Annotated in this window: 12 protein-coding genes and 1 pseudogene; 4 read left to right on the top strand and 9 right to left on the bottom strand. The window is 62.8% G+C overall.

Annotation, left to right across the window (positions count from 1 at the left end):
• Positions 1–236: 236 nt before the first annotated feature.
• From D906_RS06350 to trxA, 4 genes are all read right to left on the bottom strand, one after another.
• Positions 237–1,205, bottom strand: a complete 969-nt coding sequence (locus D906_RS06350; protein WP_019096506.1) for a CDP-6-deoxy-delta-3,4-glucoseen reductase — start codon at positions 1,203–1,205, stop codon at positions 237–239.
• Positions 1,205–2,671 carry a 4-hydroxy-3-polyprenylbenzoate decarboxylase gene (gene ubiD / locus D906_RS06345; RefSeq protein WP_016489755.1) on the bottom strand — a complete coding sequence of 489 codons (1,467 nt, stop codon included), beginning with the start codon at positions 2,669–2,671 and terminating at the stop codon, positions 1,205–1,207. The genes D906_RS06350 and ubiD overlap by 1 nt, the downstream gene beginning before the upstream one ends.
• Before the next feature lie 122 nt (positions 2,672–2,793).
• The gene (rho, locus tag D906_RS06340; protein WP_003253661.1) at positions 2,794–4,053 is read right to left on the bottom strand and encodes a transcription termination factor Rho; all 1,260 of its coding nucleotides are present in this window, start codon (positions 4,051–4,053) and stop codon (positions 2,794–2,796) included.
• A 227-nt stretch (positions 4,054–4,280) separates the two neighbouring features.
• Positions 4,281–4,607 (bottom strand): thioredoxin TrxA, encoded by a 327-nt coding sequence (gene trxA / locus D906_RS06335; protein WP_016712622.1) that lies wholly within the window; start codon positions 4,605–4,607, stop codon positions 4,281–4,283.
• A 256-nt stretch (positions 4,608–4,863) separates the two neighbouring features.
• Between trxA and ppx the strand changes: the two genes are divergently transcribed.
• Positions 4,864–6,366, top strand: a complete 1,503-nt coding sequence (ppx, locus tag D906_RS06330; protein ID WP_016712623.1) for an exopolyphosphatase — start codon at positions 4,864–4,866, stop codon at positions 6,364–6,366.
• Here ppx and ppk1 read toward each other — a convergent pair.
• Positions 6,353–8,602, bottom strand: coding sequence for a polyphosphate kinase 1 (gene ppk1, locus D906_RS06325; protein ID WP_016712624.1), 2,250 nt, complete (start codon positions 8,600–8,602; stop codon positions 6,353–6,355). The two genes, ppx and ppk1, sit on opposite strands and share 14 nt — an antisense overlap.
• Before the next feature lie 213 nt (positions 8,603–8,815).
• Here ppk1 and D906_RS06320 point away from each other — a divergent pair, with 213 nt between their 5' ends.
• Positions 8,816–9,460 carry a DedA family protein gene (locus D906_RS06320; RefSeq protein ID WP_161751315.1) on the top strand — a complete coding sequence of 215 codons (645 nt, stop codon included), beginning with the start codon at positions 8,816–8,818 and terminating at the stop codon, positions 9,458–9,460.
• Positions 9,461–9,961: 501 nt separating this feature from the next.
• Here D906_RS06320 and D906_RS26750 read toward each other — a convergent pair.
• A pseudogene (locus D906_RS26750) lies at positions 9,962–10,588 on the bottom strand (sterol desaturase family protein); the annotation flags it as partial.
• A gap of 112 nt (positions 10,589–10,700) precedes the next feature.
• On the opposite strand from D906_RS26750, the gene elbB reads away from it, so the two are divergent.
• Complete coding sequence (gene elbB / locus D906_RS06310; RefSeq protein WP_025752119.1) at positions 10,701–11,360, top strand: isoprenoid biosynthesis glyoxalase ElbB; 660 nt, start codon at positions 10,701–10,703, stop codon at positions 11,358–11,360.
• A gap of 65 nt (positions 11,361–11,425) precedes the next feature.
• Here elbB and D906_RS06305 read toward each other — a convergent pair whose 3' ends face one another.
• On the bottom strand, positions 11,426–11,878 hold the full coding sequence (locus D906_RS06305) for a YaiI/YqxD family protein (protein WP_019096503.1): 453 nt from the start codon (positions 11,876–11,878) through the stop codon (positions 11,426–11,428).
• A 169-nt stretch (positions 11,879–12,047) separates the two neighbouring features.
• Here D906_RS06305 and D906_RS06300 point away from each other — a divergent pair, with 169 nt between their 5' ends.
• Positions 12,048–14,903 (top strand): class I adenylate cyclase, encoded by a 2,856-nt coding sequence (locus tag D906_RS06300; protein WP_027614817.1) that lies wholly within the window; start codon positions 12,048–12,050, stop codon positions 14,901–14,903.
• 32 nt (positions 14,904–14,935) lie between these two features.
• Here D906_RS06300 and rnk read toward each other — a convergent pair whose 3' ends face one another.
• Positions 14,936–15,346 (bottom strand): nucleoside diphosphate kinase regulator, encoded by a 411-nt coding sequence (rnk, locus tag D906_RS06295; RefSeq protein ID WP_016712630.1) that lies wholly within the window; start codon positions 15,344–15,346, stop codon positions 14,936–14,938.
• Positions 15,347–15,492: 146 nt separating this feature from the next.
• Positions 15,493–15,717, bottom strand: a complete 225-nt coding sequence (locus D906_RS06290) for a DUF1289 domain-containing protein (protein WP_019096501.1) — start codon at positions 15,715–15,717, stop codon at positions 15,493–15,495.
• Position 15,718: the final 1 nt, after the last annotated feature.

Below are 15,718 nucleotides of genomic sequence, written 5' to 3'. Positions count from 1 at the left end.
CATTATCCCCGTGAACTACGGATGTAGCGAGATTCGATTACGCAGCGGCCCAAGGCCTCTATACCAAGGGCGCTTGCAGTAACCATAGGCCAGAACGGCAGGAATACTCAAGCCCTCGCGTCAGTGTTTCATGCGCGGTTCCGACGACTGGGGAGTACTGTTTCAACAGCGGTGAAAGTTATTAGCCAAGGCGGTAACAATTACCGCCTTATACCCACACTTTCAAACTTCGGTTATTAACCGCGCGGTGCGTAGGCAAACACATCCGCACGCATGCGGTGTGCATCCATGCCGGCTTCGACCAGGGCGTCGAGGGTGGCGTAGATCATGTTTGGGGAACCACTGGCATACACATGCACGGTGTTGAGGTCGACGATGTCCTCGCAAACCGCCTCGTGCAACATGCCGCAACGGCCTTCCCAGCCGCACAGGTCGCTGACAACCTGATGCAGGAACAGGTTGGGCAGACGCTGCCATTCATCCCAGTGCTCGATCTGGTAGAAGTCTTCGGGCCTGCGCACGCCCCAGTACAGGTGCACTGGGTGCTTGAAGCCCTTGGCCCGGCAATGCTCCACCAGGCTGTGCATCTGGCCCATGCCGGTACCCGCGGCGATCAGCACCAGCGGCCCATCCGGCAGCTCGGCCAGATGAGTGTCGCCGAACGGCATTTCGATGCGCGCCAAACCGTCACGCTTGAGTTGCTCGATCAGTTGCAGCGCACTGGGCTCACGCGCCAGCACATGCAGCTCCAGCTCACGACCGGCGTGAGGCGCGGAGGCCAGCGAGAAGGCCGCCTGCTTGCCGCCCTCGCGCTCGATCATCAGGTACTGCCCGGCGTGGTAACGCGGTGGCTTGCCGGCTGGCGCGCGCAAACGCACCCGCCACACGTCGCCACCGACGTCGACGCACTCACTGACGCTGCACGCCAGCTTGCGCACTGGCAGCTCGCCCAGGGCGAGCACACCGTCCCAGAGCAACACACAGTCCTCCAGCGGTTCGGCAATGCAGGTGAACAACTCGCCATGGTCGCGGACTTCGCCGTCCTGCCGTACCCGGCCTTCGACCAACAACGCGGCGCAGACATGGCAATTGCCATTGCGGCAGCTGTTCGGGCAGTCATAGCCCAGCCGCCGCGCTCCATCCAGGATCCGTTCCCCGGGTTCGAGCGCCAGCACCGCCCCGGACGGCTGCAACGTTACCTGCATCAATCTATTCCCAACTGATCCCACAGCTCATCGATACGGCGGGTGACGGCTTCGTCCTTGACGATGACCCGTCCCCATTCGCGTGTAGTCTCGCCCGGCCACTTGTGCGTGGCGTCCAGGCCCATCTTCGACCCCAGCCCCGATACCGGCGACGCGAAGTCCAGGTAGTCGATCGGCGTGTTGTCGATCATCACCGTATCACGCTTGGGGTCCATGCGCGTGGTAATGGCCCAGATCACATCGTTCCAGTCACGGGCGTTGATATCGTCATCGGTCACAATAACGAACTTGGTGTACATGAACTGTCGCAGGAACGACCACACACCCAGCATCACGCGCTTGGCGTGGCCTGGGTACTGCTTCTTCATGGTCACCACCGCCATACGGTACGAGCAGCCTTCCGGTGGCAGGTAGAAGTCGGTGATTTCCGGGAACTGCTTCTGCAGGATCGGCACGAACACTTCGTTCAACGCCACACCGAGGATTGCCGGCTCATCTGGCGGCCGACCGGTGTAGGTGCTGTGGTAGATCGGCTTTTGCCGGTGAGTGATGCGCTCGACGGTGAACACCGGGAAGCTGTCCACTTCGTTGTAGTAGCCGGTGTGGTCGCCGTACGGGCCTTCCGGGGCCATTTCGCCCGGGTGAATCACACCCTCCAGGATGATTTCGGCGGTGGCCGGCACCTGAAGGTTGCTGCCACGGCATTTGACCAGCTCGGTGCGGTTACCGCGCAGCAGGCCAGCGAAGGCGTACTCGGAGAGGGTGTCCGGTACCGGGGTCACGGCACCAAGGATGGTCGCCGGGTCAGCGCCCAGCGCCACGGCAACCGGGAACGGCTGGCCGGGGTTTTTCTCGCACCACTCGCGGTAGTCGAGGGCGCCACCACGGTGGCTGAGCCAGCGCATGATGACCTTGTTGCGGCCAATGACCTGCTGGCGGTAGATGCCCAGGTTCTGGCGGTCCTTGTTCGGGCCACGGGTAACGGTAAGGCCCCAGGTGATCAGCGGCGCCACGTCGCCGGGCCAGCAGTGCTGGATCGGCAGCGCGCCGAGGTCGACATCGTCACCTTCGACCACCACTTCCTGGCACACCGCGTCCTTGACCACCTTCGGCGCCATCGACACGACCTTCTTGAAGATCGGCAGCTTGGACCAGGCATCCTTCAGGCCCTTCGGCGGCTCGGGTTCCTTGAGGAACGCCAGCAGCTTGCCGATCTCGCGCAGTTCGTCGACCGACTCGGCGCCCATGCCCATGGCCACGCGCTCTGGCGTACCGAACAGGTTACCGAGTACCGGGATGTCGAAGCCGGTGGGCTTTTCGAACAGCAACGCCGGGCCCTTGGCACGCAAGGTGCGGTCGCAGACCTCGGTCATTTCCAGAACGGGGGAAATCGGAACCTGGATGCGCTTGAGTTCGCCGCGCTGCTCCAGGCCACGGATGAAGTCGCGCAAGTCGCGATACTGCATGCATGAGCCTCGTGTTGGCCGTATCGGTCGGGGTGCAGAGTGTAGCGCCGATAGGGCCGCAATAGCCAAAGTACAGATAGCAAAAAGCCGGGTTTCCCCGGCTTTTGCGTGGTACGACGATCTTACTTGCGCTTCATCGACAAGAAGAACTCGTCGTTGGTCTTGGTCTGCTTGAGCTTGTCGACCAGGAACTCGATGGCGGCGATTTCGTCCATCGGGTGCAGCAGCTTGCGCAGGATCCACATGCGCTGCAGTTCGTCGTCGGCGGTCAGCAACTCTTCGCGGCGGGTACCGGAACGGTTGATGTTGATGGCCGGGAACACGCGCTTCTCGGCGATGCGGCGGTCCAGTGGCAGCTCCATGTTACCGGTGCCCTTGAACTCTTCGTAGATCACTTCGTCCATCTTCGAGCCGGTTTCGACCAGCGCGGTGGCGATAATGGTCAGCGAGCCGCCTTCCTCGATGTTACGCGCAGCACCAAAGAAGCGCTTCGGCTTCTCCAGGGCGTGGGCGTCGACACCACCGGTCAGCACCTTGCCGGAGCTCGGGATCACGGTGTTGTAGGCACGCGCCAGACGGGTGATGGAGTCCAGCAGGATGACCACGTCCTTCTTGTGCTCGACCAGGCGCTTGGCCTTTTCGATCACCATTTCGGCAACCTGCACGTGGCGGGTTGGCGGCTCGTCGAAGGTGGAGGCAACCACTTCGCCGCGCACGGTGCGCTGCATTTCGGTCACTTCTTCCGGGCGCTCGTCGATCAGCAGGACGATCAGGTGGCACTCGGGGTTGTTACGGGTGATGTTGGCCGCGATGTTCTGCAGCATGATCGTCTTGCCCGCTTTTGGCGGAGCAACGATCAGGCCACGCTGGCCTTTGCCGATCGGGGCGCACAGGTCGATGACGCGACCGGTCAGGTCTTCGGTGGAGCCGTTACCGGCCTCCATCTTCAGGCGCTTGTTCGGGAACAGCGGCGTCAGGTTTTCGAACAGGATCTTGTTCTTCGCGTTTTCCGGGCGGTCGAAGTTGATGGTGTCGACCTTCAGCAGGGCGAAGTAACGCTCCCCTTCCTTAGGTGGGCGGATCTTGCCGACGATGGTGTCGCCGGTACGCAGGTTGAAACGGCGGATCTGGCTAGGCGAGACGTAGATATCGTCTGGGCCGGCCAGGTAGGACGCATCAGCCGAACGCAGGAAACCGAAACCATCCTGGAGAATCTCCAGCACGCCGTCACCCGAGATCTCTTCGCCGCTTTTCGCGTGCTTCTTCAGCAGGGCGAAAATCACGTCCTGTTTGCGCGAACGGGCCATGTTTTCGATGCCCATCTGTTCGGCCATTTCCAAAAGATCGGTAATCGGCTTTTGCTTGAGTTCAGTCAGGTTCATAAGGGGAGTGACGTAATCATGTAAGAAGGGAGAATTAAGCTTCTGGCTTAATGAGGCCGCGCCGCTAGATGGCGACAGGATCGCGTACTGATTCGAATTAGGGATGCTTCGGCGACGGCGTGTAGAGGGCACTGGAAAAGCAGTGCGAGGCCGAATGTAACACTTGCTTTTTTCTGCGTCTAGTGCTCTGAAAAAGAAAAGCCCCGCATTTGCGGGGCCTTTTCACATCACAGGTGGGCGTCAAGGAACGCGGCCAGCTGCGATTTGGACAGAGCGCCAACCTTGGTGGCTTCGACGTTGCCGTTCTTGAACAGCATCAGCGTCGGGATACCACGCACGCCGTGCTTGGCCGGGGTTTCCTGGTTCTCGTCGATGTTCAGCTTGGCGACGGTCAGTTTGCCCTCGTAGGTGGCAGCGATGTCGTCCAGAACCGGAGCGATCATCTTGCATGGGCCGCACCATTCAGCCCAGTAGTCGACCAGCACCGGGCCTTGAGCCTGCAGTACGTCGGCGTCGAAGCTGGCGTCGGTGACGTGTTTGATTTTGTCGCTCATGGAAATCTCCAAGGTCGTAAGCAATAAAAAACGTTGCCCATCATAGCCGCCCCTGCCGTCTACAGGAAGCTGCGGACGATTGAGTGTAACTATAGTTGTGCAAGACGCCGCGAATCGAAACTGTCATACAGCCGCCATAGAATCGAATGGCACATTGCCTTGCATCAAGGCCAGCACACCGGCTGCGAGTCACGCGTTGGCGACAGCCTGCTATCGTGGCACGATTGCCGGGTTAACGACCGAGAACAACCAGATCATGCCGCATACCATCGCGAAGAACCTGTCCCTGATCGCTGCCATCGACCTTGGCTCCAACAGTTTCCATATGGTCGTGGCCAAGGCCCACCATACCGAAATCCGCATTCTCGAGCGGCTGGGCGAGAAGGTTCAGCTGGCCGCCGGCATCGGCGAGGACCGCCTGCTTAGCGAAGAAGCCATGGAACGGGGCCTCGAATGCCTCAAGCGCTTCGCACAGCTGATCAACGGCATGCCGGCCGGCGCCGTGCGTATCGTCGGTACCAACGCCCTGCGCGAAGCGCGCAACCGTAATGCATTCATCCAGCGCGCCGAGGCCATTCTCGGCCACCCGGTGGAGGTCATCTCCGGCCGTGAAGAGGCGCGCCTGATCTATCTGGGCGTATCGCACACCCTGGCCGACACCCCTGGCAAACGCCTGGTGGCCGACATTGGCGGCGGCAGTACCGAATTCATCATCGGCCAGCGCTTCGAACCGCTGCTGCGCGAAAGCCTGCAGATGGGCTGCGTCAGCTTCACCCAGCGCTACTTCCGCGACGGCAAGATCACCCCGGCGCGTTATGCACAGGCCTACACCGCTGCACGCCTGGAGCTGATGAGCATCGAACACGCCCTGCACCGCCTGACCTGGGACGAGGCCATCGGCTCGTCCGGCACCATCCGTGCCATCGGCGCCGCCATCAAGGCCGGCGGCCTGGGCAATGGCGAGGTCAACGCTGAAGGCCTGGCCTGGGTCAAACGCAAGCTGTTCAAACTGGGCGAGGTCGACAAGATCGACTTCGACGGCGTCAAACCGGACCGCCGCACCATCTTCCCGGCGGGCCTGGCGATTCTGGAAGCGATCTTCGACGCCCTGGAGCTGCAGCGCATGGACCACTGCGACGGCGCACTGCGCGAAGGGGTGCTGTTCGACCTGCTCGGCCGCCACCACCATGAAGACGTGCGCGAACGTACGTTGAACTCGCTGATGGAGCGCTACCATGTGGACCAAGGCCAGGCCGCGCGCGTCGAGCGCAAGGCGTTGCACGCCTTCGACCAAGTGGCCGATGCCTGGGACCTGAAAGACGGAAACTGGCGCGATCTGCTTGGCTGGGCGGCTAAAGTGCACGAAATAGGCCTGGATATCGCCCACTACCACTACCACAAGCACGGCGCCTACCTGATCGAGCACTCCGACCTGTCGGGCTTTTCCCGCGAGGACCAGCAGATGATGGCCCTGCTGGTGCGCGGCCACCGCCGCAACATCCCCAAGGACAAGTTCGCCGAACTGGGTGAAGAAGGCGTCAAGCTGCTACGCCTGTGCGTGCTGCTGCGCTTCGCCATCCTGTTCCACCACATCCGTGGCAACCAGCAGATGCCGAAAGTTCAGCTCAAGGCTGCCGATGACAGCCTCGATGTCGCCTTCCCGGAAGGCTGGCTGGAACAGAACCAACTGACCCAGGCCGACTTCGCCAACGAGGCAGAGTGGCTGACCCGGGTCGGCTTCGTCCTCAGCGTACGTTGAGGACCGGGTTGCTCAGGCGCTCCAGCAGGGTTGCCTGGGCACTGCGCGGGTTCTGGTTGCCGGTTGGCGTGCTGCGCACGTAACGCCCGTCTGGCTGCAAGGTCCAGGCGTGGGTGTTGTCGGTCAGGTAGCCTTCCAGCTCTTTCTTCACCCGCAGCAACAGCTTCTTGCCTTCCACCGGGAAGCAGGTCTCCACACGCTTGTCGAGGTTGCGCTCCATCCAGTCGGCGCTGGACAGGTAGATCTGCTCTTCGCCGCCATTGAGGAAGTAGAACACCCGCGTGTGCTCCAGGAAGCGGCCGATGATCGAGCGCACCTGGATGTTGTGCGAAACCCCCGGAATGCCGGGGCGCAGGCAGCACATGCCACGCACCACCAGGTCGATCTTCACCCCTGACTGGCTGGCCTTGTACAGTGCCTTGATGACCTTGGCATCGGTCAGCGAGTTGAACTTGGCAATGATGTGCGCCGGCTTGCCTTCGAGGGCAAACTGGGTTTCCCGCGCGATCATGTCGAGCATGCCCTTCTTCAGGGTGAACGGCGCGTGCAGCAGCTTTTTCATGCGCAGGGTCTTGCCCATACCGATCAACTGGCTGAACAGCTTGCCGACGTCTTCGGTGAGGGCGTCGTCAGAGGTCAGCAGGCTGTAGTCGGTGTACAGGCGGGCGTTGCCGGCGTGGTAGTTGCCGGTACCCAGGTGCGCATAACGCACGATCTCGCCCTGCTCGCGGCGCAGGATCAGCATCATTTTGGCGTGGGTCTTGAAGCCGACCACGCCGTAGATCACCACCGCACCGGCCGCTTGCAGGCGGCTGGCCATCTGCAGGTTGGACTCTTCGTCAAAGCGCGCGCGCAATTCGATCACTGCGGTGACCTCCTTGCCGTTACGCGCCGCGTCCACCAGCGCATCGACGATTTCCGAGTTGGCCCCGGAGCGGTACAGGGTCTGGCGCACGGCAAGCACATGCGGGTCCTTGGCGGCCTGGCGCAGCAGGTCGATCACCGGGGTGAAGGACTCGAACGGGTGCATCAGCAGGATGTCCTGCTTGCCGATCACGCTGAAGATGTTGTCGGCGTTCTGCAGCAATTTGGGAATCGCCGGGGTGAACGGCGTGTATTGCAGCTCCGGGTGGCTGTCCAGGCCGGTGATGCTGAACAGGCGGGTGAGGTTGACCGGGCCATTGACCTGGTACAGCTCGCTTTCGCTGAGGCTGAACTGCTTGAGCAGGTAGTCCGACAGGTGTTTCGGGCAGGTGTCGGCCACCTCCAGGCGCACGGCGTCGCCGTAACGGCGCGAGAACAGTTCGCCGCGCAGGGCGCGGGCCAGGTCGTCGACTTCTTCGGAGTCCAGCGCCAGGTCGGCGTTACGGGTGAGGCGGAACTGATAGCAGCCCTTCACCTTCATGCCCTGGAACAGGTCGTCGGCGTGCGCGTGGATCATCGACGACAGGAACACGTAGTTGGCGCCTGGGCCACCCACCTCCTCCGGCACGCGGATCACCCGCGGCAGCAGGCGTGGGGCCGGGATGATCGCCAGGCCTGAATCGCGACCGAAGGCGTCGACACCTTCAAGCTCGACGATGAAGTTGAGGCTCTTGTTCACCAGCAGCGGGAACGGGTGAGTCGGATCGAGGCCGATCGGGGTGATGATCGGGGCGATTTCGTCGCGGAAATAGCGGCGCACCCAGGTCTTGAGCTTGGGCGTCCAGTAACGGCGGCGAATGAAGCGAATCTGGTGTTTTTCCAGCTCTGGCAACAGCACGTCGTTGAGGATCGCGTACTGGCGCTCTACCTCGATATGCACCAGCTCGCTGATGCGCGCCAGCGCCTGGTGCGGCTGCAGGCCGTCGGCGCCAGCCTGCTCACGGGCGAAGTTGATCTGCTTCTTCAGGCCGGCGACGCGGATCTCGAAGAACTCGTCGAGGTTACTGGAGAAGATCAACAGGAACTTGAGGCGTTCGAGCAGCGGGTAGCTCTCGTCCAGCGCCTGTTCCAGCACGCGGATGTTGAACTGCAGCTGCGAGAGTTCGCGATGAATGTACAGGCTGCTGTCGTCCAGGCCAGGGACGGCGATCGCCGGGGCGGGCGCGGGGGCAGGCACCGGGGCCACAGGCTCGGCCACCTGCTCCGCTACCGGCTCGGGCGCAGGCGGCAGGTCTGGGGGGGTCTGCACCATCTCTTCTGGGAGCTCCTGGGCATCCTTGATCGCGACAGGGGTGAGCACTTCGTTATTCATCTGGCGTTCCTGAGGACGTTAACGCCCTATCATCAATTGAGCGGCAAGATAAGCGCCCATTATGACGCCTGTGTTACACACCAGGGCAAGCCATGGCGCGTGGCTTCTGGCATTGTCTGAGTAGGGATTGTTCATGTCGAGACACATTTGGACACTTTCACGAACGCGCGCGAAGGGGTAGGCTGCGCGTTCATTTCGCCAGCACCTCAGAAAATGCTTCAACAATTCCTGCAGGATTTCGGCTACTTCGCCCTTTTTCTAGGCACCTTCTTCGAAGGCGAGACCATCCTGGTGCTTGCGGGATTCCTTGCGTTCCGCGGTTACATGGACATCAACCTGGTGTGCCTGGTGGCCTTCTTCGGCAGCTACGCCGGCGACCAGCTGTGGTATTTCATGGGCCGCCGCCACGGGCGCAGGATCCTGGCGCGCAAGCCGCGTTGGCAGGCCATGGGTGACCGGGCGCTGGACCACATCCGGCGCCACCCCGATATCTGGGTGCTGAGTTTCCGCTTCGTTTATGGCCTGCGCACCGTCATGCCGGTGGCCATTGGCCTGTCGGGCTACCCGCCGCGCCGCTACTTGCTGCTGAACGGCATTGGTGCAGCCATCTGGGCAATAGCCTTGGGCGCCGCTGCCTACCACTTCGGCGCCATTCTCGAAGGCCTGCTGGGCAACGTGAAGCGTTACGAGCTATGGGTGCTCGGTGGCCTGCTGGCGCTGGGTGGCCTGCTATGGCTGCGCCGGCGCTTCCGCACCCTGCGTGCGGAGCGCAAGGCGGCGGGCCAGGCCCAGGCCCCAGAGGCTGAGCAGGCTGTAAGCCACGAGCAGAAACCAGGCCAGCGGCGCGACCGCCGTTAAACCCAAAGCGCCGGCCAGGTACAATGCAGGCGCATTCAACAGCAGCCGCGCCAGCTCCAGGCGCGCAGCCCAGCGCCGGTTTTCCAGCAACGCCCCCAATACGAACAGACCAAACGCCATCAGCGACCAGCCGAGCACCAGCGCGGCGGCCGGCACACGGTCGGCCACGTCCATCAAGTAGCTGCCCAAGGCCACATAAACCACAAACTGCGCCGCCACGTAGGCTTGTTGCGCACGGCCCAAGGCAATCTCGAACTTGCGAAACAACGCCAGGTCCTGCTTGGCCTGCGGGTAGCGCGCAGCCACATCGGCCGGGCGCCAGCCGGTGGGCATGAACCAGATGCGCAGCTTGTCCCACAGGCTTGTGGTGCGCCTGGCGTCATGCCAGAGCTGGGCATAGAACTGCAGGTTGGCCCACAGCGGGTTCCAGCTGGCCAGCGGCGTGGTCACCCCGAACACCACCGGCTCGGCCGGGTCTTCCTCCTTGAAGGTGCCGAACAGACGGTCCCAGAGAATGAACACGCCGCCGTAGTTGCGATCCAAGTAAACAGGGTTTTGCGCATGGTGGACACGATGGTTGGATGGCGTGATCAGCACCCACTCAAGCCAACCGAGCTTGGGAATGTGCCGGGTATGTACCCAGAACTGGTACAGCAGGTTGAGCGAGGCCACAGTGACGAACACCAGCGGAGGCACCCCCAGCAGCGCCAGCGGCAGGTAGAAGATCCACGAGAAGATGAACCCGCTACTGGTCTGGCGCAGTGCGGTGGTCAGGTTGTACTCCTCGCTCTGGTGATGCACCGAGTGCGCCGCCCACAGCACATTGCGCTCGTGACCCAGGCGATGCAGCCAGTAGTAGCAGAAGTCGTACAGGACGAAGGCCAGCAACCACACCCACCAGGCATTGGGCGGCAAGCGCAGCACGGCCAGGTATTCGAAGGCCAGGGCATAGGTCACCAACCCCACGCCCTTGGTCAGCAACCCGGTGCTGGTCGACAGCGCGCCGGTGCTCAGGCTGTTGATCGAATCGGCCAGGGTGAAGTTGCGCTGGCCGCGCACACGGTCGGCCACCAGCTCCACGGCGATCAGCACGAAGAAGAACGGCACGGCCAGCAGTATCAGGTCCATGGGCGCGGTCTCAAGCGTAATCCCACCAGATTAGGCCGCTCCCGCAGGAAACCCTATGGCGACATCTGCCAAACTAGAGGACATTTAGCGCCTCGACTCAGGAGTAGTGAACATGACAAAAAAAGTGGCGGTGATTCTTTCCGGCTGTGGCGTGTATGACGGCGCCGAAATCCACGAAAGCGTGATCACCCTGCTGCGCCTCGACCAGCGCGGCGCTCAGGTGCAGTGCTTCGCGCCGAATATTGCGCAGATGCATGTGATCAACCACCTGACCGGCGAAGAAATGCCCGAATCACGCAATGTGTTGGTGGAGTCGGCGCGCATTGCCCGCGGTGAGGTCAAGGACATCCGCGAAGCCAAAGCCGAAGACTTCGATGCGCTGATCGTGCCTGGCGGTTTTGGTGCGGCGAAAAACCTGTCCAACTTTGCCGTGGAAGGTGCCAACTGCACCGTCAACCCGGACGTACTGGCCCTGGCCGAAGCTTTCGCCGACGCCTGCAAACCGGTCGGCCTGATTTGCATCTCGCCGGCACTGGCGGCGAAGATCTACGGGCCGGGCGTGGTCTGCACCATCGGTACCGACGCAGGCACTGCGGCGGCCGTGACGAAAATGGGCGGCACTCACGAAGAGTGCGATGTACACGATATTGTCGAAGATACCCAGCGCAAACTGGTGACGACACCGGCGTACATGGAAGCCAAGTCGATCAGCGAAGCGGCCGGCGGGATCTACAAGCTGGTGGACCGGGTGCTGGAGCTGACGCACGAATAGGTTGCTGCACACGCTCTGTGTGTAGGAGCGGCACAAGGCCGCTCCTACAGGAACTGCGTCAGCGTTCAGGATTTGGATAACCGGGCAATGATCCGGTCCAGCGCATTGGCAAACGCCTGCTTGTCGCGCTCGCCATAGGCCGCCTGCCCTCCCCCCACCTGGCCTTGCTCACGCAGCTCGGTAAACAGGTTGCGCGCCGCCAGGCGGTCGCCCATGTTGCGCTCGTCGAATTCGCGCCCGCGCGGGTCCAGCACCGCTACGCCCTTTTTCACCAGGCGGTCAGCCAACGGCACATCACTGCAGATCACCAGCTCACCCGGCACAGCGTGCTCGACCAGGTAATCGTCGGCTGCGTCCATGCCGCTTGGCACCACGATCAACCGCACGATCGAAAACGCCGGCTTGGCCACGGCCTGGCCCGCCACCATCACCACTTCGAACTGGCGCTTGAGGGCGAACTTGACGATCAGATCCTTGGCCGCCTTGGGACAGGCGTCGGCATCGATCCATACACGCATCGGACTACTCTTCATGAATTCAAGGCCCCCATCATGCCTCAAGCCCGGTGAAAACTGCAGTCGCCCGAAAAGCGCTGTAAATATGGCGCCAGTATTTCAATTGCCGCTTATCCGACCCCGCCACTCAGGCTAAACTCGCCACAGCTCCACTGGCCTGCCCGAGTGCGCAATGAACCACCCTCACGAAATCCGCCCAGACCTGGACGAAGGCATCGACCGCAAGGTCCTGGCGACGTTGCGTGCGCGCTTCCTGCGGCTGAACCAAGGGCGGCTGCAGCGGGCCATGGAAGGCCTGTCGACGCGCCAGCAACAGGTACTGACGCTGCTGCCCCTGCTGTTCCATGTGAACCACCCGCTGTTGCCGGGTTACGTCTCGGGCAGCACTCCAGCTGGCATATCGGGCTACGAGCCAGGCGCCGACCTGGTGGTCGAGGCCCAGCGCCTGGCCCGCTCGTTCACCTACAAGGCCCGCCATGGCAACCCGCCACGCCCGATCCACGGCCTGTTCCTGATGGGCAGCCTGGGCTCGCTGGCCCAGGCCGAGCAAAGCGACATGGACCTGTGGGTGTGCCACGCGCCCGGTTTACCCGAGCCGTTGCTGGAAGAGTTGCGCCGCAAATGCCAATTGCTGGAGGACTGGGCCGCAAGCCTGGGCGCCGAGGCGCACTTCTTCCTGATCGACACGCAAGGCTTTGCCCGGGGCCAGCGCGAGGGCCAGCTAGGCTCCGACGACTGCGGCACCACCCAGCACTACCTGCTGCTGGACGAGTTCTACCGCACCACCCTCTGGCTGGCCGGGCGCACACCGCTGTGGTGGCTGGTACCCGTCTACCAGGAACACAACTACCACGCCTACACCCAGACCCTTCTGACCAAGCGTTTCATCCGCAGCCAGGACGCCCTCGACCTCGGCAACCTGGCACACATACCGCCAGGCGAGTTCGTCGGCGCCGGCCTGTGGCAGTTGTTCAAGGGTATCGATTCACCCTACAAGTCGCTGCTCAAGCTGCTGCTGACCGAAACCTACGCCAGCGAACACCCCGCTGTGCGCTGCCTGAGCCTGGACTACAAACAAGCCGTATTCGCCAACCAGCTCGACCTCGACGAGCTGGACCCGTATGTGATGGTCTACCGCCGTATCGAGCGCTACCTGCTGCAACGTGGCGAGCCTGCGCGCCTGGAACTGGTACGGCGCAGCCTGTACCTGAAGGTGAACAAGAAACTCAGTGACCAGAGCCGCAATCAGGGCTGGCAGCGCCGCTTGTTGCAGCGCCTGGCCGACGAGTGGGGCTGGGACGAACGTCAGTTGGCCCTGCTGGACAGCCGCAGCCAATGGAAAGTGCAGCAGGTCGCCGCCGAACGCCGCGCACTGGTGGCCGAGCTGAACCATAGCTATCGCTTCCTCAGCGAGTTTGCGCGCACCCAGAACGCAAGCAGCCGCGCCGACCAGCGCGACCTCAATGTGCTGGGCCGGCGTTTGTATGCGGCCTTCGAGCGCCGTGCGGGCAAGGTCGAAGTGATCAACCCCGGCATCGCCCCGGACCTTGCCGAAGGCACCCTGACCCTGGTCCAGGCACCCAACCGCAGGGAGCCCGGCAGCTACCACTGGGAGCTGTACACCGGCAACCTGAATACCCATGACGTTGAACACTTCAACCCGATCAAACGCTGCCGCGAGCTGCTTGAACTGCTGGCCTGGGCACACCGCAACGGCGTGATCGACAGCAGCACGCGCCTGGCGCTGCACCCGGGCGTCAGCGACCTCACCGAGTACGAGCTGTTCAACCTGGTGGGCTGCCTGCAGCAGAGTATCCCTCTGCCCTTGCCGATCGTCGGCGAAGTGCGCCTGCTGCAACCCAGTGTTGCCGACGAGGTGCTATTGCTGGTCAACGTCGCCGTCGACCCGCTGCGCCACCACCGCGACCTGAACATCCTGATGACCACCGAGCGTACCGACGCCTTGAGCTATGCCGGCGTACGCGAGAACCTGGTTCTGACCCTGGACCAGGTCACCCTGAACAGCTGGAACGAAGTGCTGGTGCAGCGCTACGAAGGCGAACACGCGCTGGTACGCTGCCTGCGCGACTTCCTCAACAGCCCGGTGCTGCGCGGCCACCGGCCACGGGTGCGGGTGCGTTGCTTCTGCCAGAGCCGCGCCCAGGCCATCAGCCAGCGCGTGGAGGAAATATTCGATACCGTGCAGCTATTGCTGGACCAAGGCCTGAACCACCGCTATCTGCTCCAGGTAGCCCGGCACACCCATGTACTGGAGCTATTACCCGGACAGGTCAGCCTGACCACCCTGGGCGAGCACGATGCGCTGCTCGGCCACCTGGGCGAGGAGCGCAGTGCCTACAGCCCGCTGTACCTGGATGCCAACGCCCTGCTGGACCATGATCTGCGCCTGGTGCTGGAGCAAGGCCGGCCGGCGTGCATCCAGGTGTTCTACCGCCTGCAAGATGGCTTTGCCGACCTGTATGTGCTGGATGAATACAATGCCCTCTGGCAGCAACGCCTGCCCTTGCACGACGAAGCGCACCTGCTGCTGCCGCTGCAGCGCTTCCTGCGTTCTGTGGTGATGCGCCGCGATGCCCGCTTGCCGCTGGACACCCAGCGCGCGGCCTCGCTGGACATCCACTACGCACAACTGCTGCCTGCCGGCCCTGGCAAGGCGCGCAGCATCGAGCCATGCCCGGCCCCGGTCGAGGGTAGCGCTCAGCCGTACTACGAGGTGCAGGCCATCATCCAGGACGGCGTGGCGGGTACGGCCCATGTGACGCTGTACTGCGACCAGCAAGAGTTTTCCGAGCTGGAGCATGGTGACCAGCTGTATGCGGTGGTGGCCCGGCAGATCATCGGCCAGCGGCGTGGCGCGGGGCGGTACCGGTGCTACATCACCGACCTGGATTTGTCCGAGCTGCTGGATGACCGGCTGGGGGCGACGCAGGTGTACCTGAGCTACAAGCGGGTGCTGGAGCAGGCGTTGAATGAGGGTTTGGAGCAGGTTTTGGCGGAAGGCGCCTGAAATGCCGGGGCCGCTTTGCGGCCCCTTGACCCTTACAGGTCGAAATCGCCCGCCGCTTCCGGCTGGTATTCCACTTCCAGCAGCTTCAGCTTGAGGGTTTTGCCGCCCGGTGCCGGCCAGTCGATCTGCTCGCCCACCGACAGCCCCAGCAGCGCGCAACCGATCGGCGCCAGGATCGAAACCTTGCCTTCCGGCCCTGCATCCTTCGGGTACACCAGGGTCAGGTGGTAGTCCTTGCCACTGGCTTCCTCACGGCAGTGCACGCGGGAATTCATGGTCACCACGCCTGCCGGCACTTCCTCGTGACCGACCACCTGCTCGGCGCGGTCCAGCTCGTCCTGCAGGGCGAGCACACCCGGCGTACTCTCGTCGAGGCTGTCGATCAGACGCTCCAGACGCTGTACGTCCAATCGGGTGAGGATGAGGGAAGGTTTGGTGCTCATGATCCAGTCAGACTCCTTTGAACAGGCAGTTTTCAATGTGCAGATAAAGCAAAACCCCGCCCAAGGGCGGGGTTTGAGAAGGCTTTGGCGTCACCGACGCAGAACCCGACACTACCACAGCCGGGTAAATACTCAAGCCCCTGCGTTCAGTGTGCCTTAGCCTGCTCGCGCAAGACCTGGGCTTCGCGGCAGATCTGCCGGCGCCGTTCATCATCGGCCGAGCGCCACTCGCGGATGTGCTCGACATGCCGGTGGCAACCGGTGCACACCCGCTGTTCATCCAGCCGGCATACGCTGATGCACGGCGATGGCACCGCCGGGCTGATGTTGCTATAGAGCGGCTTGGGCGGCCGGGCCTGGGCACTGCTCATG

Source organism: Pseudomonas sp. LAIL14HWK12:I1, assembly GCF_003202095.1.
GTDB lineage: Bacteria > Pseudomonadota > Gammaproteobacteria > Pseudomonadales > Pseudomonadaceae > Aquipseudomonas > Aquipseudomonas monteilii.
Note: the sequence above shows the minus strand (reverse complement) of the source record. Positions and strands in the feature narration are given on the sequence as shown.

Excerpts from the sequence above, each read along its gene's own strand:
- D906_RS06350 (WP_019096506.1), bottom strand. The coding sequence starts at position 1,205 with ATGCAGGTAACGTTGCAGCCGTCCGGGGCGGTGCTGGCGCTCGAACCC.
- ubiD (WP_016489755.1), bottom strand. The coding sequence starts at position 2,671 with ATGCAGTATCGCGACTTGCGCGACTTCATCCGTGGCCTGGAGCAGCGC.
- rho (WP_003253661.1), bottom strand. The coding sequence starts at position 4,053 with ATGAACCTGACTGAACTCAAGCAAAAGCCGATTACCGATCTTTTGGAA.
- trxA (WP_016712622.1), bottom strand. The coding sequence starts at position 4,607 with ATGAGCGACAAAATCAAACACGTCACCGACGCCAGCTTCGACGCCGAC.
- ppx (WP_016712623.1), top strand. The coding sequence starts at position 4,864 with ATGCCGCATACCATCGCGAAGAACCTGTCCCTGATCGCTGCCATCGAC.
- ppk1 (WP_016712624.1), bottom strand. The coding sequence starts at position 8,602 with ATGAATAACGAAGTGCTCACCCCTGTCGCGATCAAGGATGCCCAGGAG.
- D906_RS06320 (WP_161751315.1), top strand. The coding sequence starts at position 8,816 with ATGCTTCAACAATTCCTGCAGGATTTCGGCTACTTCGCCCTTTTTCTA.
- elbB (WP_025752119.1), top strand. The coding sequence starts at position 10,701 with ATGACAAAAAAAGTGGCGGTGATTCTTTCCGGCTGTGGCGTGTATGAC.
- D906_RS06305 (WP_019096503.1), bottom strand. The coding sequence starts at position 11,878 with ATGCGTGTATGGATCGATGCCGACGCCTGTCCCAAGGCGGCCAAGGAT.
- D906_RS06300 (WP_027614817.1), top strand. The coding sequence starts at position 12,048 with ATGAACCACCCTCACGAAATCCGCCCAGACCTGGACGAAGGCATCGAC.
- rnk (WP_016712630.1), bottom strand. The coding sequence starts at position 15,346 with ATGAGCACCAAACCTTCCCTCATCCTCACCCGATTGGACGTACAGCGT.
- D906_RS06290 (WP_019096501.1), bottom strand. The coding sequence starts at position 15,717 with ATGAGCAGTGCCCAGGCCCGGCCGCCCAAGCCGCTCTATAGCAACATC.